Here is a 25,377-nt window from a genome sequence, read left to right on the forward strand (position 1 = left end):
TAGCTAGCAAGCTGCGTGCAGCCGAAACCGAAGCTCCCCCGCAACGTCTGGATTTTGGGTTTCGTCAGCCTGCTGATGGACCTCAGCTCGGAGATCTATCACGCGCTACTTCCGGCGTTCATCACGGTGACGCTCGGACTTCCGGCAGTTGCGCTCGGGGCGATCGACGGAGTTGCGGAAGCGACCGCCAGTTTCGCCAAGCTCGCGTCCGGCCGGCTTTCCGACCGAAGCCGGAAGCGGAAGCCCTGGGTGCTGCTCGGATACGGTCTGGCCGCCCTGTCCAAGCCGCTCTTCCCAATCGCTCAGGGTGCACTCGAGCTCATGGGCGCGCGTTTCGCCGATCGCGTCGGCAAGGGAATTCGCGGTGCTCCGCGCGATGCGATCATTGCAGACGAAACGCCGCCGGAAATACGCGGGCGGGCATTCGGCCTGCGACAGGCGCTGGACACGGTAGGCGCCCTGATCGCACCACTCGCCGCGATCGGTTTGATGTATCTCTTCCTCGAGAACATCCGCGCGGTCTTCTGGATCGCGGCAATCCCCGCCGCATTGTCCTTCCTACTGGCCCTCGCGGCCGTGAAGGAGCCTTCGGTTCACCTTCCGGACGGCAAGCAGCAGCCGCTGTTCAGCGGGTTCCGCGATCTCGACAAGCCAATGCGTCGGCTCCTGGCAGTGGCCTTTCTGTTCTCGCTTGCCCGGTTTTCGGAAAGCTTCCTCATCCTTCGGGCGCTCGACATCGGCGTGTCGGCCACTCTGTCGCCGCTGGCGTTGGTTGCCTTCAACCTCGGCTTCCTCGCTCTCGCCTATCCCGCCGGAGCACTGAGCGACCGGCTTAGCCCCCGCCACATCCTGATTGCCGGCATGAGCGTCCTGGTCGTGGCCAACCTCCTTCTGGGCCAGGACATTGGCGTCGTCGGACTGGTTGTCGGCATCCTGTTGTGGGGAGCGCACATGGCCCTGACGCAGGGCATCTTCGCCCGGATGATTGCGGATGCGGCGCCGGACCACCTTCGCGCAACGAGCTTCGGCGCTTACTACTTCGTCAGCGGCATCGGCACTTTGGTTGCGAGCCTTGCCGCCGGCTTCATCTGGGATCGCGACGGCGGGTCGATGACCTTCCTCGCCGGAGCCGGCGCGGCCGCCGTCGCGCTCGCAATGCTCAGCCTTCTTGGAGAGTCTCGCCGCGACCCTGCCCGATAACCACGGGCTCGTCGTGCGGAGCCTTGAACGGCGGCATTCGGGCCGAACCGCGCCAACGGTCGATAAACTGGTGCTTCAGCGCAGCAGCGACGTGCAGCAGGATTAGCGCGACGAGCAAATAGGCGGCCATCTCATGCACTTCTCCCGCCAGTTCGCCGGTACCCTTGCTGATGCCGGGGATCACGGGCACCGAAATGCCCCCAACCAGCGGCGTCGTGGGGCCGTTCGCAAAGCCCGATACGGCGGTGAAACCGACGATCGGCATGGCGATGAGCAAGGTATAGAACAGGCGGTGGTTCCAGACTGCCGCAAGGCGCTCAAACGCCGATAGCTCGGGCGGGAAAGGCGGCGGCGGGTTCTTCACCCGATAGGCCAGCCGGGCCAACACCAGCAGCAGGATCAGCGCTCCCACGCTCTTGTGCCAGATGAAGACCTCGTCACGACCCGGGCCCGGCTCGGATAGCCCGAACCGGAAGCCGAGATAGGCCTGCAACAAGACCAATGCGGCCGTGATCCAGTGAAATGCGACGGCCGTATTCGAATAGCGCAGCACCGCGCGCTGAGGAGCGGTTTCGGGGACGCTCGTCATCGGCTTCTCCCTTCAATCAGACGGAAACGCGGTCGGACGGCAGGGGTTCACTTTAGCGAGTGAACTTCTCGCCGGCGGCTGCCTTGTCGAGCAGCAGCTTCGAGAAGCTGAAGTCGCTTCCCATCCGCTCTTCCTGGCGCTTCAGGCCATCGACGATGTTCTGCAGACCAACCGTGTCCGCCCAAAACATCGGGCCGCCGCGATAGACCGGCCAGCCATAGCCGTAGACCCAGACGACATCGATGTCGGAGGCCCGCTGCGCCATGCCTTCCTCGAGTATCTTCGCGCCCTCGTTGACCATCGTGTAGAGCGTGCGCTCCACGATTTCCTCGTCGCTGATCTGGCGGCGCTCGACGCCCTGCTTCTTCGCGAAATCCTCGATGATCTGCTGAACGACCGGCGACGGGCTCGGGCGGCGCTTCTCGTCATAATCATAGAAGCCCGCACCCTTCTTCTGGCCCCAGCGGTCGATCGCGCAGAGCGCATCTCGGATGTTCTCGATACGATTCGGGTCGCGGTGCCAGCCGATGTCGACGCCCGCGAGATCGGCCATCTGGAACGGGCCCATCGGCATTCCGAACTCGACGTGGACGCGGTCGATCTGCTCCGGTGTCGCGCCTTCGAGCAGGAGCTTGGTCGCCTCCACCTGCCTCGGCATCAGCATGCGGTTGCCGATGAAGCCGTGGCAGACGCCCGCGACGACCGCGACCTTCCGGATCTTCTTCGACAGGCCCATCACCGTGACGAGCACGTCCGGCGCCGTCTTTGCACCGCGAACTACCTCCAGCAGCTTCATCACATTGGCCGGCGAGAAGAAGTGCATCCCGACCACGTCCTGCGGCCGCGACGTCACGGCGGCAATCTCATCGATGTTGAGATAGGACGTGTTGGAGGCGAGAATCGCGCCCTGCTTCACCGTCTTGTCGAGCCGGGTGAAGATGTCCTTCTTCACGTCCATTTGCTCAAAGACCGCTTCAATGATGAGGTCGCAATCGGCCAGCGCCGCGAAGTCGAGCGTCGGGGTCAGCAGACCCATTGCCTTCTCCACCTGCTCGATCGTCATTCGGCCCTTCGCGGCCGTCGCTTCGTAATTCTTGCGCATCACGCCCGACCCGCGGTCGAGCGCTTCCTGGTTCATCTCGAAGATAGTGACGGGGATACCCGCCGACAGGAAGTTCATCGAGATGCCGCCGCCCATCGTGCCGGCGCCGATGACGCCAACTTTCTGGATCGGGCGCGGCTGCGTGCCTTCGGGGAGGTTCTCGATCTTCGCAGCCTTGCGTTCGGCGAAGAAGAAATATTGCTGGGCGCGCGATTGCACGCCGCTCATCAGCTCCATGAAAAGCTTGCGCTCTTCGATGACGCCTTCCGCGTAGGGCTTCTTGCAAGCGAACTCGACGGCGCGGATGTTCGCGTCCGGCGCTTCGAAGCCGCGGAACTTGCGGGCGTTCTCCTTGCGGAAATTCTCGAATACCGAGGGGTCGCACTCGTTAATCTTGTATTCGCGCTCGCTGCTCTTCGGCAGCGGTCGGATGTCGCGAACTTCCTCGGCATACCCGACGGCGTGGGGAATCAAGTCATCCTCGATCAACCGGTCGATGAGCCCGCAATCGAACCCGTCCTTCGCACCGATCGGATTGCCCGTCGCGCACATTTCCAGCGCCTTGCGGACGCCTGCGACACGCGGCAGCCGCTGCGTCCCGCCAGCTCCCGGCAGCAAGCCAAGCTTCACTTCCGGAGTGCCAAGTTTCGCTGACGGGAGCGCCACGCGATAGTGACAGCCAAGCGCAACCTCGAGACCACCCCCAAGCGCGGTCCCGTGGATTGCGGCAACGACCGGCTTCGAGCAAGCTTCGATACGGTCTACGACTTCCGGCAACCACGGCATGACCGGCGGCTTGCCGAACTCGGTGATGTCCGCTCCGGCGAAGAAGGTCTGGCCCTCGCAAGCGATCACAACCGCTTTCACTGCATCGTCGGTCTCAGCCTCCTCGATCGCCGCGACCAGGCCCTGGCGCACTGCCGCGCCGAGGGCGTTTACCGGCGGATTGTTAGACAGGACGATCAAGACGTCGCCGTGGCGCTTCGTCGAAATCGGGCTGGTGGTGGTGGTGGGATTGTCCTCGGTGACCGTAGCCATGATGCTCTCCAATGAATCTCTAGAACGTGCAGCCGTAGGCTTGCCGCGTGAACGGGTGGCTGATCGACAGTCCGCCGTCGGCGACCAAAGCATGGCCGTTGACGTAGCTGGACTCGTCGGACGCCAGGAACAGCGCAACTTGCGCAATTTCGTTGGGCTCGCCGCCGCGCCGGAGCGGGTTGAGCTGCCCGATCATCTCCTGCTTTCCGGCCGCGCGAGCCATGTCGTAAATGCCCTGCGTCATTCCGGTCTCGATCAGGCCGGGGCAGATGGCGTTGACCCGGATGTTGCTGTCGCAGAGCTGCGCTGCGGCCGTCTTCACCAAGTTGATGACGCCCGCCTTGGATGCCGAATAGGCGACTCCGCCCGCTCCTGCGCGAAGGCCAGCGACCGAGGCTGTGCAGACAATCGATCCGCCGCCGCGCTGCTTCATGTGGGGAGCGGCATATTTGATCGCGAGCCAAGGCCCGATCAGATTGACCCGAAGGATTTCCTCCCAATCGGCCGTGCTCTGCTCGAACAGGCCCGCGAGCCCGCCGGAAATACCGGCATTGGCAAAGACAATATCGACGCCGCCGTGATCGGCCACCGTCTGCTCGACGAGCCGCTCGACGTCCGCTTCCGAGCCCGCATCTACGGAGACGATGTCCACACCCTCGGCGCGGTCGGCAGCAACCACCGTCGCGCCTTCGGACCTGAACAGGTCAGCCGTCGCCTCTCCGATTCCCGACGCGGCGCCGGTGATGATGGCGACCTTGCCTTTAAGCCGGGACATGTTTGGCAAACTCCAGCTTTGCGATGGCGCGGTTGTGGACCTCGTCAGGCCCGTCGGCGAGGCGCAGTGTGCGGATGCCCGCCCAGCTCGCGGCGAGCGGCGTGTCCTGGCTGACCCCGGCGGCGCCAAACGCCTGCACGGCATCGTCGATGACCTGAAGCGCCATTCGCGGCGCCTTAACCTTGATCATCGCGATCTCAGCCCTGGCGGCCTTGTTGCCGGCCTTGTCCATCAAATCGGCTGCCTTGAGGCAGAGCAGCCGCGTGCAATCGATCTCGATCCGCGCCTCGGCGACGCGCTGCTCCCAGATGCTGTGCTCCGAAATCTTCTTGCCGAAGGCAATGCGGCTCTGCAGCCGCTTGCACATCAGCTCTAGCGCTTCTTCGGCTGCGCCGATCGTCCGCATGCAGTGGTGGATGCGTCCCGGCCCGAGCCGCCCCTGCGCAATCTCGAAGCCTCTGCCCTCGCCGAGAAGCAGGTTCGACGGCGGCACGCGGACATTGTCGAGCTTGATCTCCATGTGCCCATGCGGCGCATCGTCATAGCCGTAGACTGTCAGGTGACGCTCGATGGTCACGCCTTCCGCGTCCAGCGGCATCAGGATCATCGACTGCTGCTGGTGCGCCTTCGCCGACGTGTCGGTCTTGCCCATCAGGATCGCGACCTTGCAGCGCGGATCGCCGGCGCCCGACGACCACCATTTCTTGCCGTTGATGACGTACTCATTGCCGTCGCGGCGGATTTCGCACTGGATGTTGGTCGCATCCGACGACGCAACGCCCGGCTCCGTCATCAGGAAAGCGGACCGAATCTCGCCGCGCATGAGCGGGCTCAGCCACTCGTCCTTCTGATCCCGCGTGCCGTAACGATGCAGCACTTCCATGTTGCCGGTGTCAGGGGCCGAGCAGTTGAAGACCTCACTGGACCAGTGAATCCGCCCCATCTCCTCGGCGCAGAGCGCATACTCGAGGTTGGTCAGCTGCTCGCCCTCGAACGGGAAGCTCTCGTCCACGTGCTGGAGCGCGCCGCCGGGCGGCATGAACAGGTTCCAGAGACCAGCCTCGCGAGCCTTCGGTTTCAGCGCCTCGATGACCTCGATCACCTTCCAGCGATCGCCGGTTTTCTGGTCGCGGTGGTAATCCTCGACTCGCGGGCGGACTTCGGCGTCCATGAAATCGCGGACGCGATTGCGGAAAGAAGCCTGTCGTTCCGTAAGGTCAAAGTCCAAGGCGTTGCCTTTCCTTGTTCCGCATGCGCTTTTGCGGCTGATTTCCGCTAAGCTTGGGGCGCTTGGGCTGCAAGAGATAGGCGATGGCTCGGGACGATCCGCAGACCGATCATGTTGATGTGATTATCGTTGGCGCCGGCATTTCCGGCGTGGATGCCGCCTATCGCCTGAAGACCCTCTCTAAGGGCAAGAGCTGGCTGATCCTGGAAGCGCGAGACCGCATCGGCGGGACCTGGGACCTGTTTCGCTATCCGGGAGTCCGCTCGGATTCCGACATCTTCACACTCGGATTCCCGTTCCGGCCGTGGCCGTCCGACCAGGCGATCGTCGAAGGCGCCGCGATCCGCGACTATGTCGAGGACACTGCGCATGAGTTCGGCATCTTCGAGCAAATCCGGTTCGGGCACCGGGTCGTCGGCGCTTCCTGGTCGTCCGAAGAGGGGCGCTGGACCGTCGAGGCGGAGCACCAAGGCCAGACTCGCCGCCTCACCTGCACCTTCCTGTTCTCTTGCGGCGGATATTACGACTACGAAGCAGGCTACCGACCCGAATGGCCGGGCGAGAAGGAATTCGGCGGGCAGATCGTCCATCCGCAGGCCTGGCCCGAAGAGCTCGACTATTCCGGCAAGGAAGTCGCCGTAATCGGCAGCGGCGCGACGGCGGTGACGCTAGTGCCTTCGCTCGCCGAAAAGGCCACACACGTGACGATGGTCCAGCGCTCGCCGACCTATATCGTCTCGCGACCCGCCCGTGACCGCATTGCCGGCGTGCTCCAGCGCATCCTGCCGCGCAAGGCGGCGCATTCGGCGATCCGCTGGAAGAACGTGCTCCTGACCATCTACATGTACTCGCGGGCGCGAAAGCGGCCGGAGCGCGCGGCTGCGTTCATTAAGAACATGATCCGCAAGGAGCTTCCGGAAGATTATCCGGTCGACCGGGATTTCACCCCGCAGTACAAGCCATGGGACCAGCGGCTCTGTCTCGTTCCGGATGGCGACCTGTTCGCGTCGATGCGCTCCGGCAAGGTCTCCATCGCCACAGGCGCCGTCGAGCGATTCACCAAAGACGGCCTTCGTCTGGAATCCGGAGAAGACGTCGCGGCCGACATCATCATCACGGCCACCGGCCTGGTCGTAAAGCTCTTCGGCGGAATTGCGCTCAAGGTAGACGGCAAACCGGTCACGCCCGGGGAGCGCCTCATCTACAAGGGCATGATGCTGAGCGGCGTGCCGAACTTCTTCCTGTCGTTCGGGTACACCAATGCGTCGTGGACCTTACGCAGCGACGTTACCGCGCGCGCCGTCTGCAAGATCCTCAACCACATGGCTCGCCGTGGCTTCGACGTCTGCACTCCGCGGGAGCCAAAGGAAGGGATGGAGCGCATTCCGGTCATCTCCTTCAGCTCCGGCTATGTACAGCGCGCGCTCCCCTCCCTCCCCAAGCAGGGAAACCGGCAGCCATGGCTCGTCCCCCAGAATTACGTGAAGGACCGCCTCGCGATGCGCTTCGTTCCGGTGGACGCGGACCTGGAGTTCAGCCGCAACGCTACGGCCGTTCGCGCGTAATGGCTTCATGAAGCGCTTCGTCCTCCCCGCCCTGTTCCTCGCCGCCTGCTCTCAGCAAACCCCGCAGGATGAGGTCGCAAACGCGCCCGAGACGAAACTGCCTGCGACCAATACGCCGGCTCCGGAAGCACCGCTGAATCCGCCTGCGCCGGGCGAACCCGGCGGATTGCCTGACGACCGCACTCCGGTCTTGGAAAGCCCGATCGACCCGAAGAGCGCCCAGGGTGCCGGGCAAGTCCTTCAGACCTATTTCGCACTAGCGGAGCAGGGAAAGTCCGCCGACGCGAACAAGCTCTGGTCCGAAGGCGCCGAAAAGCTCGACCTGAGCAAGTATCGCGAAATCCACGCGAACATCGGCGCCCCAGGGGGCATGGAGGGCGCGGCGGGCTCCAGCTACGTCGATTACACCGTGCAGCTTTACGGCCGCCTGAAGGACGGCAAGGAGTTCAAATCGCGCGGCACGATGACCCTTCGCCGCGTCAACGACGTGCCAGGCTCAACCGAAGAGCAGCGCAAGTGGCATATCTATAAGGCTGACTTCGCCTAAGCCGACCTCAGGCGGCCATTAAGAACAGCTAGACCGCAAGTTATTGTGTGCGGTTAGGAACCGTGCGAGCCTGCGACCGTCCGCCTGCCGAGTCTCGTAGGTCGACGCGTGCACACTTGCGGGGGCGCAGTGCATGAAAGCTCGGGCCGGTGATCGCGGCAGACTGCCGCGATGATCTTCAATTCGCTGACCTTCCTGGTGTTCTTCGCGCTCGTGCTGGCTATGCACAACGCGCCTTTCTTCAGCTGGCACCAGAAGAAGATAAACCTGCTTGTCGCGTCGTACCTGTTCTACGCGGCCTGGAACCCGCCGTTCGTCATCCTTCTCTGGGTGTCGACCGTCGTCGACTGGTGGGCGGCGCAATGGATGGTGCGCGCCAAGCACCAACGGACGCGCAAGATCTGGATGATCACGTCGGTAGTCGTGAACATCGGCATGCTCGGTTACTTCAAGTACGGCGAGTTCCTGCTCGAGAATTTCGTCACGCTCGCGGCCTCGGTCGGCATTGCGTACCAGCCGCCCAAGTGGGACATCATCCTGCCGGTCGGGATCAGCTTCTACACCTTCGCGACCTTGTCCTACACGCTGGACGTCTACCTCCGCCGCGCCAAGCCGGCCCAGCACTTCCTCGATTACGCGCTGTTCGTGACCTTCTTCCCGCACCTCGTCGCGGGTCCGATCATGCGGCCGACCGAGCTGGTCCCACAGTTTGCAAGCAAGCGCAGAGCGACCGCCCACCAATTGTACTTCGGCCTGTCGCTGATGATCCTCGGCCTGTTCCAGAAGGTCGTGCTCGCCGACGGGTTTCTCTCGCCGGTCGTCGAAAAGGTCTACGACGCCCACGAGGGCGTCCCGATGGCGCTCGATGCCTGGGTCGCGACGCTGGCGTTCAGCGGCCAGATCTTCTGCGATTTCGCAGGCTATTCGACGACCGCGATCGGCGTTGCGATGTGCCTTGGGTTCGCGATGCCGGACAACTTCCGCTTCCCGTACGCGGCGGTTGGCTTCTCAGACTTCTGGCGACGATGGCACATCACACTGTCGAGCTGGCTGCGGGATTATCTCTACATCCCGCTTGGAGGAAACCGGCACGGTCCCGTACGCACCTACACTGCGCTCATGGGCACGATGCTGCTCGGCGGGCTTTGGCACGGCGCCGCCTGGACGTTCGTCGTCTGGGGCGGCCTGCACGGCACCTATCTAGCCGTCGAGCGCTGGCTCAGGGCGAGGTTCGCCGGATGGACCCCCGGACCGCTGGCATTCGTGGCCCTCGGATTGATGACCTACGTGCTCGTCAACATCACCTGGGTGTTCTTCCGGGCGAAGACCTTCGGTGGCGCGTCGACGATGCTGCAGTCGATGGCCGGCCTGGCCGAGAAGCCGGTCCCGATGATCGCGCTTCTGCCGATGATCTACGCCATGCTGATCATCTCTGCGATCGTCGGAACCCACTGGTGGATGCGCGACAAGACGCTCGAGATCGCGGTCGAGCGAACGCCCGCCTGGCTGGTTGGCGGCCTCCTCGCGATCATGGCGGTGGCAGTCCTAGCGGAACAGGGGAAAGGCAGTGCCTTCATCTACTTCCAGTTCTGACCCCGGCTCCGTTCCCAAGGGCATCCTCCAGCGCGAAGGCGCGTTGCCGGCCGGCCTTCGGCTGACCGCATCGGATCGGCCAGGACAAGCGCAGCCGGTTCCCACCCGGGATGTCCCCGCACAGCCGTGGGGACGAATACTCATCGGCGTTCTGGGCGCACTCATCGTCAGCGCGATTGGACTCGAGGTGAATGCGCGCGAACGCATAGGCCTTCACGCCGGCGACCTCGACAACAGCGAAATCGCGTGGAGCAATGAGAAATTGCGCGCGGCCGGAGCGCAGGCGGCGATTGTCGGCGATTCCCGGATCCTGTTCGACACCGACCTCGACCGCTTCGAAGCCTTGACCGGCGTGCGCCCGATCCAGCTCGCCATCCACGGCACCAGCGCCCTGACGCTTCTGGAAAACATGGCGGACGACCCCAATTTCAAGGGCGTCCTTATCGTCGGGCTTGCCGACACGATGTTCTTCCAGCCATTCGACGGGTACGGCGGCTACGTCAAAAAGTGGCACGAGTTTAGGGCGCCCTACAGGATCGTTTCGAACGAGATCGATCACGTCCTCCAGCGGAGGATCGCTTTCCTCGATTCCAATTACCGGCTGAGCGTCCTCGCCCATCGGCTAGACCGCGATTTCCGGCCCGGCGTCGAGGGCCCGATGGACGACATCTGGAAGCTGCAGGAGGTCGGCGAGCATCGTGCAACGCACCTCTGGGACCGCGTCGAATATGATCCCGCCTGGCGAGCCCGCACCCGCTGGGCCTGGAAGGGCTTCAAGGAGAAATTTCCGTACACGCCGGAGCTGATTGCGAATGGACACGCACGCGCCAAGGCTGCCGTCGACAAGATTCGGGCGCGCGGAGGCGACGTCGTCTTCATCCGACCGCCGTCCGCGCCGCAGCTTCGCGTGAACGAGGAAGCCCAGGTGCCCAAAGCGAAGGGCTGGGATTTCCTTCTGCGCAACACGCATAGCATCGGCATTCATGCCGACGATCTTCCGGTCTCCGCCCATGGCTGGAACCTGCCCGAATGGTCGCATCTCAGCCGCAAATGCGCGACCGTCTTTACGGACGCTTATGTGCGCCGGCTGACCGAGCTCACTCCGCGATTTCGGTTGCGCCCCGATGCCCCGCCCTCGCTCAGCCGCGTGGACTGCACTTAGCAACAAAAAAGGCGGCCCGTGCCAAAGCACGAGCCGCCGGGCGTTTCGACTTCAGACGAGATCAATCATCGTCGTCATCATCATCGTCGTGATCGCGCCAGTTGCGGTCATTGTGGTTCTGGTTCCAGTTGTGGTCACCGTTCCACTGATTGTTGTAGTTGCTGTAACCGTAGCGACCGTAGCGAGTGCGGCTGGCGATATAATCGACCCGCTGTTCGAGCTGCGCGAGACGACGCTCGACGCCATAGGCTCCACCCCCGCCGTAACGAAGCTGACGCTCGAGATCGAACGTCGCAGCGCGGAGGCTACGCGCCTCGCGATTGCTGATCACGTTCGCCCGGTCGAACTGGGCAATGTGGTTCTGCAAGCGGTCGATCCGGTACTGCAGATTGCCGTAATTATTGTAGCCGCCGTACCCGCCGTAGCCATATTGCGGCGGATAGTTGTTGTACTGCGGCGGATACCACTGCGCCGCGGCCGGGGTCGCAACTGCAAGGGCAGAAGCTGCAGTCGCAGCGAGAATCAGAAACTTACGCATTTCGGCTCTCCCGATGAGATTGGGGCCCTTTTGCACCCCTTGGGCTAACCCCATGCTGAACCCCTCCGTTATTCGTCGTTCATGCGCGACGTTACGGCATCCGCCATCCGGCCGGTTACGGTCGAATCCACGGCTTGATTCGAGCAAACTAAGAGGTCACGGACCTCTGTAACCTTCTCGGGGGCGACCCATGGCTGATCTCGACATCTTCCGGTCCGAAACGCGCGCTTGGCTGGAGGCGAATTGCCCAGCCGAAATGCGCGAGCCGATGCGGTCCGAGGCCGACGCCTGCTGGGGCGGCCGCAACCCTACCTTCCAGAGCGACGCCCAGCGTCACTGGATGGAGCTCATGGCCGAGAGGGGCTGGACCGTCCCGCACTGGCCGAAGGACTATGGCGGCGGCGGGCTTTCGACCGCCGAGACCAAGGTGCTCAAGGAAGAAATGGCGCGGATTGGCGCACGCTCCCCGCTCACCAGCTTCGGCATCTCTATGCTCGGGCCTGCGCTGCTCAAGTTCGGCACCGAGGAGCAGAAGAAGCATTTCCTGCCCGAGATCGCGCGCGGCGAAATCCGTTGGTGCCAGGGCTATTCCGAACCGGGTGCCGGGTCCGACCTCGCCGGGCTGGCGACCAAGGCCGAGGACAAAGGCGATCACTGGCTGATCAACGGCCAGAAGGTCTGGACCAGCTATGCCGACAAGGCCGACTGGATCTTCTGCCTCGTTCGAACTTCGACCGAGTCCAAGCACCAGGGCATCAGCTTCGTCCTGTTCGACATGACGACGCCGGGCGTGTCGACCAAGCCGATCAAGCTGATCAGCGGCTACTCGCCATTTTGCGAAACCTTCTTCGACGATGTGAAGGTGCCCAAGGATCAGGTCGTGGGAGAAGTGAACCGCGGCTGGGACGTCGCCAAATATCTCCTCGGCCACGAGCGCGAAATGATCGCGGGCATGGGGCTCGGCGGAATGGGCGGCCTCGGCGCGGGTTCACTGGGCGCGGCGCTCAAACCCGACAATGCGCTGCTTCGGGCTGACATCGCGGCATTCGATGTAGACGCCCTGGCCTTCGCAGCGATGAGCGAGCGCTTCTTCGAGATGTTCAAGGCCGGTGAAGCGCATCCCGCCAGCCCGTCGATGATGAAATATGCCGGCACCGAGCTGAACAAGCGCCGCCACGAGCTCGTGATGGCCGCGGGCGGCTCCGACGCGCTCGAGTGGGACAGCGAGCGCTCGAAGAACGGCAAGAACGCTCGCGACTGGCTCCGCACCAAGGGTAACTCGATCGAAGGCGGCACGAGCGAGATCCAGCTCAACATCGTCGCCAAGCACATCCTCGGCCTTCCGGGAGCCTGACGCATGCCGCTTCTGACCGACGACCAGAAAATGCTGAAGGAAACCGCGGCGGGATTCCTTGCCGACGAGGGCGGGCCGGCGAAGCAGCTCCGTCATTGGCGCGACACCGGCTGCACCGACGGCTACGGCACGGAGCTCTGGAAGAAATTCGCCGAGCTCGGCCTCACCGGAATTTGCATTCCCGAAGATCAGGGCGGCCTTGGGCTCGGCTCGGTCGAAGCGGCATTGGTCCTTGAAGAAATCGGCCGCAACCTGACGCCCTCGCCATTCCTGACAACCGCTGTAGCCGGCGCACGTGCGATCGAAGGAACCGCGCATGCCGAGCGTTTGTATCCGGGTATCCTCGTCGGGGATTGCGTCCTCGCGCTCGCGGTCGACGAGTCTCGCGGACATAGCCCTGAAAAGACTGGCCTCTCGGCCGAGCGCCGGGGAAACGGCTTCGTCCTCAATGGCGCGAAGCAATTCGTCGTCCACGGCAATTCGGCTGATGTAATCCTAACGGTTGCGAGAACCTCCGGTTCGCCAGGCGACCGCGACGGGCTGACGTTGTTCGCTGTCCCGAAGGGAGCAGCGGAAGTCGACAGCGTAACTCTGGCCGACAGTTCCAAGGCGGCGCGAATCAAGTTCGACAATGTCGAGCTCGACGCTGACGCGGTGGTCAGCGAGGTCGACAATGGGTGGACGCCGCTGGCGCGGGCCCTGAATGCAGGCCGCGCTGGTGCTGCTGCCGAACTGGTCGGCGTCGCCGCCGGCGCTTCGACCATGACCGTCGAATATCTCAAGCAGCGGAAGCAATTCGGGAAGCTGATCGGCGAATTCCAGGCGCTTCAGCACCGCGCCGCTCATCTCCACGGCGAGATCGAGATCGCTCGTGCTGCGGCGCTCAAGGCCGCGGAGCTCATCGATTCCGGCGACGATAGGGCCGAGCTTGCGGTTGCGGTTGCAAAGGCAAAGGCAGCGGACGTGGCATCCCTAGCCGTTCGTGAAGGCGTCCAGATGCATGGCGGAATTGGCATGACCGACGAGCACGACATCGGCCTCTATCTCAAGCGCGAAGCGGTGCTGGGCGAGCTGTTCGGCGACGTCTACTATCACCGCAACAAGGTCGCGGAGCTCAGCGGCTACTGATCGCCGCGATCGAGCAGGAAATTGAGCCGCGCACTCGCAATCGGTCGTGAGCGCTCCTTCTGCCAGGCAAAGGCTTCGACGTTGGCGATGCGGGCCCCCAGCCTTTCGATGATCGCCGCGGCGAAGGTCTCGCGTGCCGTCCCGCCCCGCATGTAGTCCACGGTGACCGTAATCGGCTTCATGACTACACCCTCGTCGCCCAGCTCTCGGCCAAGCGCCGTGAACGCTGCAAATTCAAGCAAGCCCGCAATCGCGCCACCATGAAGATATCCCGGCCGTCCGACGACATCGTCGTGGAACGGCATCACGACCAACGGCCCATGATCGCCATCCTCGATCCGGAGCTTCAGAAGCTGGACATAGGGTGGAAGATTACGCACCCGAGTGCGTTAGGCGAGCGAGGCAACAGCGCCAAGCGCGAAGGTCAGTCCTTCGATTTGTATCCGCAGACCGCGCCTAGGATGAAACTCGTGAACAAGGCGAGTTGCACTTTCCCGGCCGGGTCATCCCAACCGAAGTAGCGCGCGCCCCAACCAATCAGCGCGATAAACATGGTCATTGCGATCCAAACCATGTGCTCGTTCCTTACCGCGCCGGACACAAGCCCGGCAGAGTGAGGATGCTCCCAACAAGGTAAACAGACGGTAAAGCCTTGCCGCGCTAGGCCTCGGTGGCCATAGGCGCGTTTGAGGGCCGGATTAGCTCAGTTGGTAGAGCAGCGGTTTTGTAAACCGAAGGTCGCGGGTTCGAATCCTGCATCCGGCACCAGCACCGCCGTCACGTCGCCTGCTGCTCCTTGCCAGGTCGAAGGACGAGCACCGAGCAGCCCGCGTTTCGGGACAAACCTCCCGAATGCGTCGGCAGAAGCCGGTCGAGCATCGAATAGTGGTGCGGCGACAAGACGATGAGGTCGGCTCCGATCCGTTCGGCAACGTCGATAAGCCCACTGTCGACCGTGCCCGTTCCGACCTCGACATGGACCTTGATGCCGTCCCTCATCCGAGCAGCGATTTCGTCAAGCTCGGAGTACTTCTCGGCAATCCGCTCCTGATAGGAGTTGGGCCACCACTCCCCGGTTTCGACCGCCTCAGCGGCGGTTGCAATCGCGCAAAGTGTGACCTCGGACGAATAACAATGCGCCAGTGACTGGACGACCGGGAGAGCTTTTTCCCACGATTCCGGCCGCTTCAGGTCGACCGCCATCAAGATGCGCTTGAACATGGCTCAAGCCTCTCGCCGGGCCAGCGATTGGATGACGAGCTCGGGTGATGCGACGCCCGCCCAGGCGTGGTGGAGCGACCCGCCACGAGCGAACAGGAACGTCGCGCCCTGGTCACGGTCCAGCTTCAAGTCTGGTTCGGCAACCTTCTGGAACGCTTCCCACGCCGTCCCGTGCGGATCGTAAACGATCGCACAGGGGCATTTCGGCTCCGGCGAGACGCCATCCTGCTCGATCACGGTCAACAGCCATGCGTCGTAGCCGGAGAACTCGCACGCAGCCGTCGCATATTGGTCGAGAGCGGCGGTCTCCGCAGCCCGCCCCCGCGGGCAGAAGAGCACGACAAGGGCATGCCCCGCGAATGCAGCAGGACTGACCTTGCCCCCGCTAAGGCGCGGCAATTCGAGGTCTGGAATGCCGAACTTCAGTTCCGTGCGCATCGTCGCCTCGCAGATACAGAGGCTGAGTGGCTAGGCCCGGAGCGCGCGCGTTCGAATCCGTAATTGCCCTGATCCGGATAAGGACCATTGCGTAGCGTGAGCCCGTAGTGGCCTATGTAGCCACGCAAGGATGGAAACAGCGAGAGCCATGGACGACCGCCACGAGCAGTCTGGAGCGATCCTGAGGACGAAGCGGATCGGGCTTCATACGCAGCGGGAGCCGATCGTCGTCATGCGGAGCGATTGTCCCGTATGCCGTTCGGAAGGCCTCGCACCGAGGTCCCAGGTCCTTTTAAAAGCCGACGGGCGCGAAGTCGCGGCCATTCTTTTCCAGGGCGCGGACGAATTGCTCGCGCCGAACGAGATCGGCCTGTCCGAAGCCGCCTGGGAATTGCTCGGCGGGATCGAGCACGAGCGAGTTCGGATCAGCCACCTCCCTCCGGTCGAATCCATGGGATCGGTACGCGGGCGCATCTTCGGCGGATCGCTCGGGCAGACCGATTTGGCCCGGATTGTCGAAGACGTGGTCGCCGGAAGATACAGCGACGTCCAGCTTTCAGCATTCATCACCGCCGGGACAGCGGTCCCCTTCGACGACGAGGAGACTTTCGCGCTGACCGCCGCAATGGCCGGCGCGGGCGACCGGCTCGACTGGGAATTCGACGTCATCGACAAGCACAGCGTCGGAGGCCTCCCAGGTAATCGGACCACGCCGATCGTTGTCGCAATCGCGGCCGCCGCCGGCCTCCGGATTCCGAAGACGTCTTCCCGAGCGATCACATCCCCCGCAGGCACGGCGGACGCGATGGAGACTGTTACGAAGGTCGACCTCGACCTCGATACGATCCGCAAGGTCGTGGAAGCCGAAGGAGGCTGCCTCGCCTGGGGCGGAGCGCTGAGGCTAAGCCCCGCCGACGACATCTTCATCGGGGTCGAGCGGCAGCTGGACATCGACCCGGAAGGGCAGCTGATCGCGTCCGTCCTGTCGAAGAAAATCGCGGCGGGAGCGAAGCGGCTGGTGCTGGACATACCCGTCGGTCCAACCGCCAAAGTCAGGAGCCAGGCCGCGGGTCACGATTTGGCCAAGCGCATGACAGGAATTGCGGCTCGATTTGGAGTGGCCGCCCACTGCCTGCTTTCGGACGGGCGTCAACCTGTCGGCCGGTCGGTCGGGCCGGCGCTCGAGATGATGGACGTGCTCGCGGTCCTGCGTGGCGAAAGCGATGCACCGGCTGACCTTCGCGATCGGGCTCTTACGCTTGCCGCTGCGGTTCTCGAGCTGGGTGGAGCCGTCGGCAGAGGTCGCGGCAACGAACGCGCCCGGCAATTGCTCGATGACGGCTCGGCCTTGCGGAGGTTCGAAAGCATCTGCCGGGCCCAGGGCGGCTTTCGCGAGCCAAAAGTGGCTCGGTTGCACAGGATCGTGACGGCTTCGGGGTCAGGAACGGTGCAAGCCGTCGACAATCGGAAGATCGCCCGCCTTGCGAAGTTCGCGGGCGCCCCGGACTCACCCTCCGCCGGGCTTCGGCTCCATGCTCGCCTGGGCGACTCCGTCAATCGCGGCGACCCGCTTTTTACCCTTCACGCCGAGACGGCGGCGGAACTCAATTACGCCCTCGACTATGCGGCGAGCGCCGGGGATGCGATCACGCTTTCGAAGTAAGCGCCCGCACCGTCGTCACGAAACTGTCGGGGTTCAGCGAGATGGAGTCGATCCGCTTCTCGACGAGAAACTGCGCAAACTCGGGATAGTTGCTCGGCGCCTGTCCGCAGATCCCGACCTTGATTCCGGCCCGGTGCGCACCGTCGATCGCATCTCCAACCATGCGCTTCACCGCTTCGTCGCGCTCGTCGAAAAGGTCTGCGAGATCGGCTGAATCCCGGTCTACGCCGAGCACCAGTTGGGTCAGGTCATTGGAGCCGATCGAAAAGCCGTCGAACCGCTTGGCGAATTCCTCCGCGAGGATGACGTTCGAGGGTATCTCGCACATCATGTAGACTTGGAGACCATCCTTGCCGCGGCGGAGACCATTCTCCGCCATCGCCTGAAGGACCCGGTCTGCTTCGGTCACTGTTCGACAGAAGGGCACCATCACGATCAGGTTCGTGAAGCCCATCTCCTCGCGCACCCGCTTCAGGGCGCGGCATTCAAGCGCGAAGCCGTCCTTGTAGCGGTCATTGTAATAGCGAGACGCTCCGCGGAACCCGAGCATCGGATTCTCTTCCTTCGGCTCGAACGCCTCACCGCCGATCAGGTCCGCATATTCGTTGGTCTTGAAGTCGCTGAGGCGAACGATAGCCGGATACGGGTGGAAGGCGCTCGCGAGCTTTGCGACGCCAACGGCCAACCGGTCGACGAAATAGTCCGCGGGCGTCGTGAAGCCCTCGCTCAGGGCGCGGACCATTTCCGCATCGGCGGCGGACAGTCGCTCCGGATGCGCTGCGGCCATCGGATGGAGCTTGATCGCAGAGCCGATAATGAACTCCATCCGAGCCAGGCCGACGCCATTCGCCGGCAACCGCCACCATTCGAATGCTGCTCCCGGATTGGCCATGTTGACCATGATGTCCACGGGCGGCTCGCCGAGTGTTCCGACGTCGATCGTTTCCCGCACGAACGGCAGGATTCCCGAATAGACCGCTCCGCGCGATCCTTCCGCGCAGGAGACGGTGATCTCCTGGCCGGCCCGAAGGACGCTCGTCCCATTGCCGGTGCCGATGACGGCCGTCACTCCGAGCTCCCGCCCGACAATCGCGGCGTGGCTTGTAGGTCCGCCATGGTCCGTCACGATTCCGGCCGCGCGCTTCATGATCGGCACCCAGTCAGGGTTGGTCGCCTCTGCGACGAGAATTGCACCGTCCTCGAACCGTTCGATGTCCTCGGGATTTCGGACGATGCAGGCTTTCCCGCTGACGATTGCGCCGCCGATCGCGACGCCTTCGACCAGGCGCTGCCCCTTTGCCTGCAATGTATAGACGTCAAAGCTGGTGCCGGACTTGGCCGCATGCACGGTCTCCGGACGCGCCTGGACTATGAACAGCTCGCCCGAAGCCCCATCCTTTGCCCATTCGACGTCCATCGGACGGCCGTAATGCGCTTCTATCGCGACGCCCCAGCGAGCAAGCCGCAGGGCCTCATCATCGCTCAGGACAAAGCTTTCGCGCTCAACTTCGCTGGTCTGCAAGAGCTCCGTCCCGCGTCCATCCGCGCCGTAAACGAGCTTCTGGTTCTTCGCTCCCCGGACCTTCTCAATGATTGGCCGGTATCCGTTCCGCAGCAAAGGCTTGAAGACCATCAGCCGGTCGGGATCGACGGTACCCTGGACCACGGTCTCGCCGAGGCCCAAGGCGGCATTGATGGTCACGACGCGCGGAAAGCCGCTTTCCGTGTCAAGCGTGAACATGACGCCCGATCCGCCCAGGTCCGAGCGGACCATGAGCTGGACACCGATCGACAGCGCGACCTGCAAATGGTCGAAGCCCTTCGCCTCGCGATAGGTGATCGCCCGGTCGGTGAAGAGCGATGCGAAACAGCGCCGGCAGGCATCGATGAAGGCGTCTTCGCCCTGCACGTTGAGGAAGCTTTCAAGCTGTCCGGCGAAGCTCGCGCCGGGAAGGTCCTCCGCGGTCGCGCTGCTGCGAACAGCTACCGCGGGATTTGTCCGACCTGTCTTCCGGCCCAATTCGCAGTAGGCATCGCGCAGCTGCTGCTCGACCGGCGGCGGGAGTGTGCCCGCGAGAATGAGCGCTCGAATTTCCGCGCCAGCGTCCCGCAGCGACTTTTCGCCAGCGTGCAAGCTTGCAAGCAGATCCCTGATCCTCGGTTCGATTCCGTTGGAGGATATGTGCAGCCGATAAGCGTCGGCGGTCGTCGCGAAGCCGTCTGGAACGCGAATTGCCTGTGCACCGAGAGTTCCAATCAGCTCGCCGAGGGAGGCATTCTTGCCGCCGACTATGGCGACGTCGCCCATCCCAATGCATTCGAAAGGCAGAACGAAAGCTCCGGTCTGCAAAACCGCCTCGGCCTCGACAAGAGTGGAGTCGTTGTCTGCCATGGCGCGACAATCACCGCGCCAGCCGCGCCTGTCAGTGCGGAAGTCTACTTAGCTTGGGAGCTTAGTCGCGCTCGCGGACCCTGACGCCTTCGTCGACCTTGTCGCTCGGATGGAGGATCACGCGTTCTCCGGCGGCCAGACCGCTGACGATCTCCGCTTCCTCGTCATTCATCCGGCCTGCCTTGACCTGCTTACTGCGTGCCCTTCCTCCGGCATCCACGACAAACACGCTCCACTCGCGCCCCGAGCGGAAGAGCGCGCTGATCGGCACTTTCAAGACATTGGGGGCGGCTGAGACGACGATGCGAACCGTAGCGCGATACCCATGGCCCAGACGCAGCCAGGCTTCGCGCGGCTCGGCAAAATCGATGACCACGTTGACCCTCTGCTCCTCGACCCCCAGAGCGGAAATCTTCGTGAATCCGTACGGCTCGACCAGACGCACCCGGCCCTTGAGCGGACGATCTCCACCCCAGTCCTCGATGAAGACTTCCGCTCCCGGCCGAACGCGGACCGCGTCAGCTGATAAAAGGTCCGTGACGATTTCCAGCCGATCGGGATCGCCCACTTCGACCAGGGGGGTTCCCGCGACCACAACCCGCTCGCTCTCCTGCGGGACGCGGAGCACGAAGCCCGGGACGGGCGACGTCACGTCGACCGCTCCAGCGCCTTTGGCTTTCGTCCCCGCGACCATCAGCGCGGCGCGAGCGGCCTGAAGGCCCTGGGAGGTTGCCGCGACCGATTGATTGGCCTCGGCGAAGGCAGCGCGGCTGCGGTCCCGTGCCGCGCGCGCCCGGTCGACGTTGGCCCGAGAAACGAAGCCACGGTTGGCGAGGTCGGACGCCCGGCTGAACTCCCGCTCGGCGAGTATCTGCTCGGCGCGAGCTTCCGAAACCCGCGACTGCGATGCGGCAAGCTGCGCCTGGAGCGAACGGATTTCCGCCGTGGCCTGGGCATAGGCGCGCGCGTCGAGCGGACTGGGTTCGACCGGCTGGATCCTCCCGAGCAAGGTTTGCCTCGGCACGACCTGCGCGCCGGGCTTCAGCGGGACGCGCAAGAGCTGCCCGGTGATCGGAGCGGATACGACGTAGAGGTTGGTCACCCGCGTCTCCCCGAGATCGTCGATCGTGACGACGAGAGGACCGTGTTCAGCACGACCCAGCTCGACGTTCACTGCGGGCTCTCGAAGCGCAACGAAGACGGCTAGCGCGACTGCTGCGACAAGCAGTGCGAGCAACAGCCTCGGTCCCGTCAGCCAATTTCGCATCATTCCCTCGTCTTCAATGCGCGGACGAGGTCGAGTCGGTCGATCCTGCTTCGGATCAGCAATGCAGTCGCGGCCGCCGCGACCACCACTGCAAGCACGCCTTCGGCGGGCGTCTGGGGATTGAATCCCAATGGGATGCTGTAGAGATCGGCACTGAATTGCTGTGTCACGTACCGCGTCAGAGCGATGCCCAGGCCGATGCCGATCGGGAGTGAGATCAGCACGAGCAGGCCGAGCTCGCCAAGCAAGACGTAGGCGACTTCGCCTCTCCGAAAACCAAGGACGCGCATGGATGCTAAATCGCGCGCCCTCTCCGAGAGGCTAATGCGGGCGCTGTTGTAAACGACCCCAAGCACGATGAGCGCCGCGAACAACGTGTTGAACAAGGTCACGATACCCATCTGCTCTGCGACTGTATCCCTCACGCCCTGAACGATTGCCTGTTGCGAAGTGACCCCCGCCACCTGCGGCGTCTCCTTCAGCGCCCGGAACACAGAGTCTCCGTAATTGCTGTCGACAGCAAGATAGGCGCCGGAAAGCGTCGCTCCCTCTCGAAGCATGCGGTTAAGATTGGCCCGGTCCAGCCGTGCTGACGAGCCGAGCGGCGTGTCGATGACGGCCGAGACCGGCAGGTCTAGGACCGGCCGCTCGCCCTCTGTCACGATCGCCCGGATGGGATCGCCAGCGCGGACGTCAAGGCGGCGCGCGAGCCTGCTCGAGATGACGACGCCTGATTGCGGAGGCTCGATCACGCGGCCCTTGAGGTCGACCGCACGGCTGAGGTCGCTTTGCGGCGGGGAACCGACGAGGCCCTCGCGGACTTCGTGATGACCTGCAACCAATCGCGCGCTGGTGGCGCGATACGGCTCTACCCGGAGCACTCCGGGAAGCCGGCTCAGCTCATAAAGTGCGCGGGCATCGCGTGGCTCGGCGAAGGTGACGACCAGATCCTCGCGCTCCGCCTTTCCGAACGCCAGCTCGATCATCCGGTCGACATTGTCCGTTGCGCTCGCCGACGCGATGTAGAGCGCGAGCGCAGAGGAGAGTCCGAGGACGGCAAGCATGCTTCGAAGGGGTCGGCGGAGAAGGCCGCGCAGAATCATCCTGCTGGGTTCGTCGGGTACTAGCGCCCGCGCGGCGTTCGCGGTCCATCGGCCGGAAAAATCCGCCGGCGCTGGAGGTCGCATCGCTTCGGCGGGGGTCAGCTTCGCAGCGCGCGTAACTGCGAGGGCCGCACCGGCGAGAACAGCGATCAAGGTCGCTGCGATACCGATCAGGTAGATATCGGCCCCGGCCCGGAATTCTAGGAAGGGAAACACGAAATAGCGCTGGTACATGCCCGCAAGTCCGCGGCCGAGCCAGGTCCCGAGACCGGCGCCTAGGACCAGTCCGCCGAATGACAGAAGAACGGCCAGCTGACCGTAGTGGAAGAAGATCGCCCGATCACGGTAACCGAAGGCCTTGAGCAGTCCGATGACCTCACGCTCCGTCTCGACCAGGCGGGCGAGTACGATGTTCAGGAGGAATGCCGCGACGGCCAGGAAGATCGGCGGGAGGATTTCGACAGTGGTCGCCAGCTGCTCGATCTCGTTGGACACGAACCGGTCGGAGATCTGCAGGTCGCGGCCGTAGGCGCCGATCGCCCCGTAGCGGTCGAGCACGATATCCAGTTTGCGGATGACCTCGGCGCGGTCGGCGCCGGGGGCGAGGCGTACCAGCGCCTCGTTGAAGGATTCTCGAAGGTCGAGCGCACCGGCGAGCGCTTCTTCGTTCATCCAGATCACGCCGTAGCGGCGGTTGTCCGGGAAGATCTGCCCCGGCGCGACCGCATAGACATATTCCGGCGACAGCACCGTCCCGGTTAGCCGCAGGTCGATGCGCTTTCCGTAGATCAGAGCGGAGAAACGATCTCCCGGCGACAGTCGCGCGGCCTTCGCGAACGCTTCGTTGGCGACCACTTCGTCAGTCGCGCCCGGGTTCGGGAGGCGGCCTTCGCGCAGGACGAGGAGGTTTAGCCCCTTCGGATCCGGAAGCGAATGAACCCGGGCGGAAACGGGCTCCGCGATCCCGGGCACGTCGAGGATCGCGCCAGCGCTGACGCGCCCTTCCGCATAAGCGACGCCCGGGATCTGGCGAACGGTTGCGATGGCCGACAATGGCGCCCGGCGGATGGGTGCGAAGACATCGGCGAAGCGATAGATGTCGTAATAGGACGCTCGCGTCGCTTCGAGCGACCGGATCATCCCGAACGACATGATCACCATTCCGACGCCTGCCGCGATGACCAGCGCGATTGCGACCGCCTGGGCTCGAAGCCGCCAGACGTCGCGCAAAAGCTTGATGGTCAGCGGCGACAGTCTCACCAGCGAAGCTCCAGCGGAGGCTTGCGAGCAGGATTGCTTCGGCGGTCGACGATCCTGCCGTCACCGAACAGCACGACATCATCTGCCATCTCGGCCACTACGGCATTATGGGTGATGATGAAGACGGTCGTTCCGATCTCGCGATTGATGCGGTCGAGCGCGTCGAGCACCCGGACTCCGGTGGCGCTGTCGAGCGCCCCCGTCGGCTCGTCGCAGAGCAGCACGCGCGGGCGCTTGGCGATGGCGCGGGCAATGGCGACGCGCTGCTGCTCGCCGCCGCTGAGCTGCGACGGGAAATGATCGATGCGATCCTGCAGGCCGACCATCGCCAGCGCTTCCGCCGGATCCATGGGATCCTTGCTGATCTGGGTAATCAGCGAGACGTTCTCGCGCGCGGTGAGCGACGCGATGAGATTGTAGAACTGAAAGACGAACCCGACGCTCTCCCGGCGATATTCGGTGAGCCCGTCGTCATCCAGGTCGGTCAAATTGGTGTCGAAGAAATGCGCATGGCCGGAGGTAGCCCTATCGAGCCCGCCGAGGATGTTGAGGAAGGTCGATTTGCCCGACCCGGAGGGGCCGAGAAGCACGAACATCTCGCCTTCGTCGACGTCGAGATCCACGCCCCGCAGCGCATGAACGGCCGCAGGCCCGGAACCGTAGGTCTTGGTCAGCTTCTCGATACGGTAGATGCACTGCCGCGCAGCTTGCTGGCCAGACGATGACTCGCCACTCCGCCTATGCACCGGCCGCCCCAAGCAGTTTCAACGCGGCTAGGTTTATCCCGCAATCCGGCGCGGCCGAATAGGGGCAGCTACCTAGGTAGTCTCCACCGGCCGCTCCGTACCGCGCGCCTCGTCGAGAAGCTGCTTCACTTCAGCGTCCGTCGTCTGGGTGAAATCGACGTATTGCGAGCCGACAGCGTAAAATGGGTCGGGCGTCGCGAGGCAGACCACCTCGTCGCATTCGGGCTCTAGTTCCCTGAGCGAATCCTCCGGGGCGACGGGTACAGCAAGCACGAGCTTTGCCGGCTTTCTCTTGCGAATGGCCTCCAGCGCTGCCCGGACAGTCCCGCCGGTCGCGATCCCATCGTCGACGATGATGACCGTTCGGCCGTCCACGGATCGCGGCTCGCGGCTTCCGAGATATTCTCGCCGCCTGCGCTCGAGCTCCACGTATTGCTGCTCGGCTTCCCGCTGGATGTATCCAGGAGGAAGGGACAGCATTCGAACGAGTTGGGGGTTGAGGATGACCTGCGGCTTGTCGCCGTCCACGATTGCACCGATCCCCAGCTCTTCGTGCCCGGGCGCGCCGAGCTTGCGCACCAGAAGAACGTCGAGATCGGCCCCGATGGATTTGGCAGCCTCATAGGCGACCGGCACTCCACCCCTCGGGAGAGCGAGCACCAGCGGCTTCTGATCCTTGAACCTCGCAAGCGCCTGCCCGAGCATACGTCCCGCCTCACGGCGATCAGCAAACGGAAGCCGAACCTTCAGCTCAGGCGGGCCCAGATGCATGCTGAACCAGTCCGCCGCTTCATCGACGACCAGGTCGAGCGTTCCTGGTTCCTCGAAGAGGTGCGATGCGCCAGGAATTATCGTGAGCTTCTTCTTGCAGCGCAGCTCGGCGAGTGCTGTCCGATTGAGCTCGATGACCTGCGTGTCGCGACTTCCCACGAGAAGCAGGGTCGGAGCCTTGACGGACGGCAATGCCGCCATCGCAAGGTCTGGCCGGCCGCCGCGAGAAACGACCGCAGAAATACTAGAATCCGAAAAGCCCGCTGCGAGCAATGCCGCGCCGGCGCCCGTGCTCGCGCCGAAATAGGCGATAGGGAGGCCAACCGTCGCCGGCGAATTCTCGGCCCATTCGGTGACTTCCCTGAGCCGGCGGGCAAGCAGCGGAATGTCGAAGACGTTGCGGCGGTCTGTTTCCTCCTCGAGCTTCAGCAGGTCGGGCAGGAGTGTGGCGAACCCTAACTCCTGTAGCTTGCGGGCGACATGGTTGTTGCGGGGACTGAAGCGGCCGCTGCCGCTTCCGTGAGCGAAGATCACCAGCCCCTTCGCGTCCGGGGGCACGACGAGAAGTCCTGCCAGATGGCTCGAACCGACCACTACAGGCGTAGGGTCGGGGATTGCGATGGTGCCCATGACCGGCTCCTTGGTGCGGCTTGGCTAGGAGCCTCTCCCACAACTCGCCGGAACCAGTCAGTACGGA

General features: G+C 63.8%; 22 protein-coding genes and 1 tRNA gene. 9 read left to right on the forward strand and 14 right to left on the reverse strand.

Annotation, left to right across the window (positions count from 1 at the left end; all coding sequences use genetic code 11):
* Positions 1 to 15: 15 nt before the first annotated feature.
* The gene (locus ACMC5O_RS08960; RefSeq protein ID WP_222949891.1) at positions 16 to 1,200 is read left to right on the forward strand and encodes an MFS transporter; all 1,185 of its coding nucleotides are present in this window, start codon (positions 16 to 18) and stop codon (positions 1,198 to 1,200) included.
* Here ACMC5O_RS08960 and ACMC5O_RS08965 read toward each other — a convergent pair.
* From ACMC5O_RS08965 to ACMC5O_RS08980, 4 genes are read right to left on the reverse strand one after another with little or no spacing between them, the layout of a single operon-like run.
* Positions 1,160 to 1,789 (reverse strand): cytochrome b, encoded by a 630-nt coding sequence (locus ACMC5O_RS08965; protein ID WP_187709072.1) that lies wholly within the window; start codon positions 1,787 to 1,789, stop codon positions 1,160 to 1,162. The genes ACMC5O_RS08960 and ACMC5O_RS08965 overlap by 41 nt on opposite strands.
* A 52-nt stretch (positions 1,790 to 1,841) precedes the next feature.
* A complete protein-coding gene (locus tag ACMC5O_RS08970) occupies positions 1,842 to 3,929 on the reverse strand; it encodes a 3-hydroxyacyl-CoA dehydrogenase NAD-binding domain-containing protein (protein WP_426692732.1) in 2,088 nt (695 codons plus the stop codon).
* Positions 3,930 to 3,948: 19 nt separating this feature from the next.
* Positions 3,949 to 4,704, reverse strand: coding sequence for an SDR family NAD(P)-dependent oxidoreductase (locus tag ACMC5O_RS08975; protein ID WP_187709071.1), 756 nt, complete (start codon positions 4,702 to 4,704; stop codon positions 3,949 to 3,951).
* Positions 4,691 to 5,932 carry an acyl-CoA dehydrogenase family protein gene (locus ACMC5O_RS08980; RefSeq protein WP_426692733.1) on the reverse strand — a complete coding sequence of 414 codons (1,242 nt, stop codon included), beginning with the start codon at positions 5,930 to 5,932 and terminating at the stop codon, positions 4,691 to 4,693. Before ACMC5O_RS08980 ends, ACMC5O_RS08975 begins: the two co-directional genes overlap by 14 nt.
* A gap of 83 nt (positions 5,933 to 6,015) precedes the next feature.
* Between ACMC5O_RS08980 and ACMC5O_RS08985 the strand changes: the two genes are divergently transcribed.
* From ACMC5O_RS08985 to ACMC5O_RS09000, 4 genes are all read left to right on the forward strand, one after another.
* The gene (locus ACMC5O_RS08985) at positions 6,016 to 7,497 is read left to right on the forward strand and encodes a flavin-containing monooxygenase (protein ID WP_187709070.1); all 1,482 of its coding nucleotides are present in this window, start codon (positions 6,016 to 6,018) and stop codon (positions 7,495 to 7,497) included.
* A gap of 7 nt (positions 7,498 to 7,504) precedes the next feature.
* Positions 7,505 to 8,044, forward strand: coding sequence for a hypothetical protein (locus ACMC5O_RS08990; protein ID WP_187709069.1), 540 nt, complete (start codon positions 7,505 to 7,507; stop codon positions 8,042 to 8,044).
* Positions 8,045 to 8,215: 171 nt separating this feature from the next.
* Entirely contained in the window at positions 8,216 to 9,637 is a 1,422-nt protein-coding gene (locus ACMC5O_RS08995) for an MBOAT family O-acyltransferase (protein ID WP_187709068.1), read from the forward strand.
* Complete coding sequence (locus ACMC5O_RS09000; RefSeq protein ID WP_187709067.1) at positions 9,612 to 10,799, forward strand: hypothetical protein; 1,188 nt, start codon at positions 9,612 to 9,614, stop codon at positions 10,797 to 10,799. Before ACMC5O_RS08995 ends, ACMC5O_RS09000 begins: the two co-directional genes overlap by 26 nt.
* A 61-nt stretch (positions 10,800 to 10,860) precedes the next feature.
* On the opposite strand, the gene ACMC5O_RS09005 is transcribed toward ACMC5O_RS09000, so the two are convergent.
* Positions 10,861 to 11,337 carry a hypothetical protein gene (locus ACMC5O_RS09005; RefSeq protein WP_187709066.1) on the reverse strand — a complete coding sequence of 159 codons (477 nt, stop codon included), beginning with the start codon at positions 11,335 to 11,337 and terminating at the stop codon, positions 10,861 to 10,863.
* A gap of 190 nt (positions 11,338 to 11,527) precedes the next feature.
* Between ACMC5O_RS09005 and ACMC5O_RS09010 the strand changes: the two genes are divergently transcribed.
* Positions 11,528 to 12,691 carry an acyl-CoA dehydrogenase family protein gene (locus tag ACMC5O_RS09010; protein WP_187709065.1) on the forward strand — a complete coding sequence of 388 codons (1,164 nt, stop codon included), beginning with the start codon at positions 11,528 to 11,530 and terminating at the stop codon, positions 12,689 to 12,691.
* Positions 12,692 to 12,694: 3 nt separating this feature from the next.
* On the forward strand, positions 12,695 to 13,819 hold the full coding sequence (locus ACMC5O_RS09015; protein ID WP_187709064.1) for an acyl-CoA dehydrogenase family protein: 1,125 nt from the start codon (positions 12,695 to 12,697) through the stop codon (positions 13,817 to 13,819).
* On the opposite strand, the gene ACMC5O_RS09020 is transcribed toward ACMC5O_RS09015, so the two are convergent.
* Complete coding sequence (locus ACMC5O_RS09020) at positions 13,813 to 14,199, reverse strand: PaaI family thioesterase (protein ID WP_426692734.1); 387 nt, start codon at positions 14,197 to 14,199, stop codon at positions 13,813 to 13,815. The two genes, ACMC5O_RS09015 and ACMC5O_RS09020, sit on opposite strands and share 7 nt — an antisense overlap.
* A 44-nt stretch (positions 14,200 to 14,243) precedes the next feature.
* Entirely contained in the window at positions 14,244 to 14,393 is a 150-nt protein-coding gene (locus tag ACMC5O_RS09025; protein ID WP_187709063.1) for a hypothetical protein, read from the reverse strand.
* A 118-nt stretch (positions 14,394 to 14,511) separates the two neighbouring features.
* Between ACMC5O_RS09025 and ACMC5O_RS09030 the strand changes: the two genes are divergently transcribed.
* Positions 14,512 to 14,587, forward strand: a tRNA-Thr gene (locus ACMC5O_RS09030).
* A 9-nt stretch (positions 14,588 to 14,596) separates the two neighbouring features.
* Here the strand turns inward: ACMC5O_RS09030 and ACMC5O_RS09035 are convergent.
* Both ACMC5O_RS09035 and ACMC5O_RS09040 read right to left on the reverse strand, forming a co-directional pair.
* Positions 14,597 to 15,040 (reverse strand): universal stress protein, encoded by a 444-nt coding sequence (locus tag ACMC5O_RS09035; protein WP_187709062.1) that lies wholly within the window; start codon positions 15,038 to 15,040, stop codon positions 14,597 to 14,599.
* A 3-nt stretch (positions 15,041 to 15,043) separates the two neighbouring features.
* Entirely contained in the window at positions 15,044 to 15,478 is a 435-nt protein-coding gene (locus ACMC5O_RS09040) for a hypothetical protein (protein ID WP_187709061.1), read from the reverse strand.
* Positions 15,479 to 15,626: 148 nt separating this feature from the next.
* Here ACMC5O_RS09040 and ACMC5O_RS09045 point away from each other — a divergent pair, with 148 nt between their 5' ends.
* Positions 15,627 to 17,141, forward strand: a complete 1,515-nt coding sequence (locus ACMC5O_RS09045; RefSeq protein WP_187709060.1) for a thymidine phosphorylase family protein — start codon at positions 15,627 to 15,629, stop codon at positions 17,139 to 17,141.
* Here the strand turns inward: ACMC5O_RS09045 and ppsA are convergent.
* From ppsA to ACMC5O_RS09070, 5 genes are all read right to left on the reverse strand, one after another.
* Positions 17,125 to 19,533 carry a phosphoenolpyruvate synthase gene (ppsA, locus tag ACMC5O_RS09050; RefSeq protein ID WP_187709059.1) on the reverse strand — a complete coding sequence of 803 codons (2,409 nt, stop codon included), beginning with the start codon at positions 19,531 to 19,533 and terminating at the stop codon, positions 17,125 to 17,127. The genes ACMC5O_RS09045 and ppsA overlap by 17 nt on opposite strands.
* 61 nt (positions 19,534 to 19,594) lie before the next feature.
* Positions 19,595 to 20,803, reverse strand: coding sequence for an efflux RND transporter periplasmic adaptor subunit (locus tag ACMC5O_RS09055; protein ID WP_187709058.1), 1,209 nt, complete (start codon positions 20,801 to 20,803; stop codon positions 19,595 to 19,597).
* Complete coding sequence (locus ACMC5O_RS09060; protein ID WP_426692735.1) at positions 20,800 to 23,163, reverse strand: ABC transporter permease; 2,364 nt, start codon at positions 23,161 to 23,163, stop codon at positions 20,800 to 20,802. The genes ACMC5O_RS09055 and ACMC5O_RS09060 overlap by 4 nt, the downstream gene beginning before the upstream one ends.
* Complete coding sequence (locus tag ACMC5O_RS09065) at positions 23,160 to 23,909, reverse strand: ABC transporter ATP-binding protein (protein WP_187709831.1); 750 nt, start codon at positions 23,907 to 23,909, stop codon at positions 23,160 to 23,162. Before ACMC5O_RS09065 ends, ACMC5O_RS09060 begins: the two co-directional genes overlap by 4 nt.
* A 72-nt stretch (positions 23,910 to 23,981) precedes the next feature.
* Entirely contained in the window at positions 23,982 to 25,310 is a 1,329-nt protein-coding gene (locus ACMC5O_RS09070; RefSeq protein WP_246444346.1) for an alpha/beta family hydrolase, read from the reverse strand.
* Between the last annotated feature and the right edge of the window lie 67 nt (positions 25,311 to 25,377).

This window comes from Sphingomonas sediminicola, assembly GCF_049991885.1.
GTDB lineage: Bacteria > Pseudomonadota > Alphaproteobacteria > Sphingomonadales > Sphingomonadaceae > Sphingomicrobium > Sphingomicrobium sediminicola.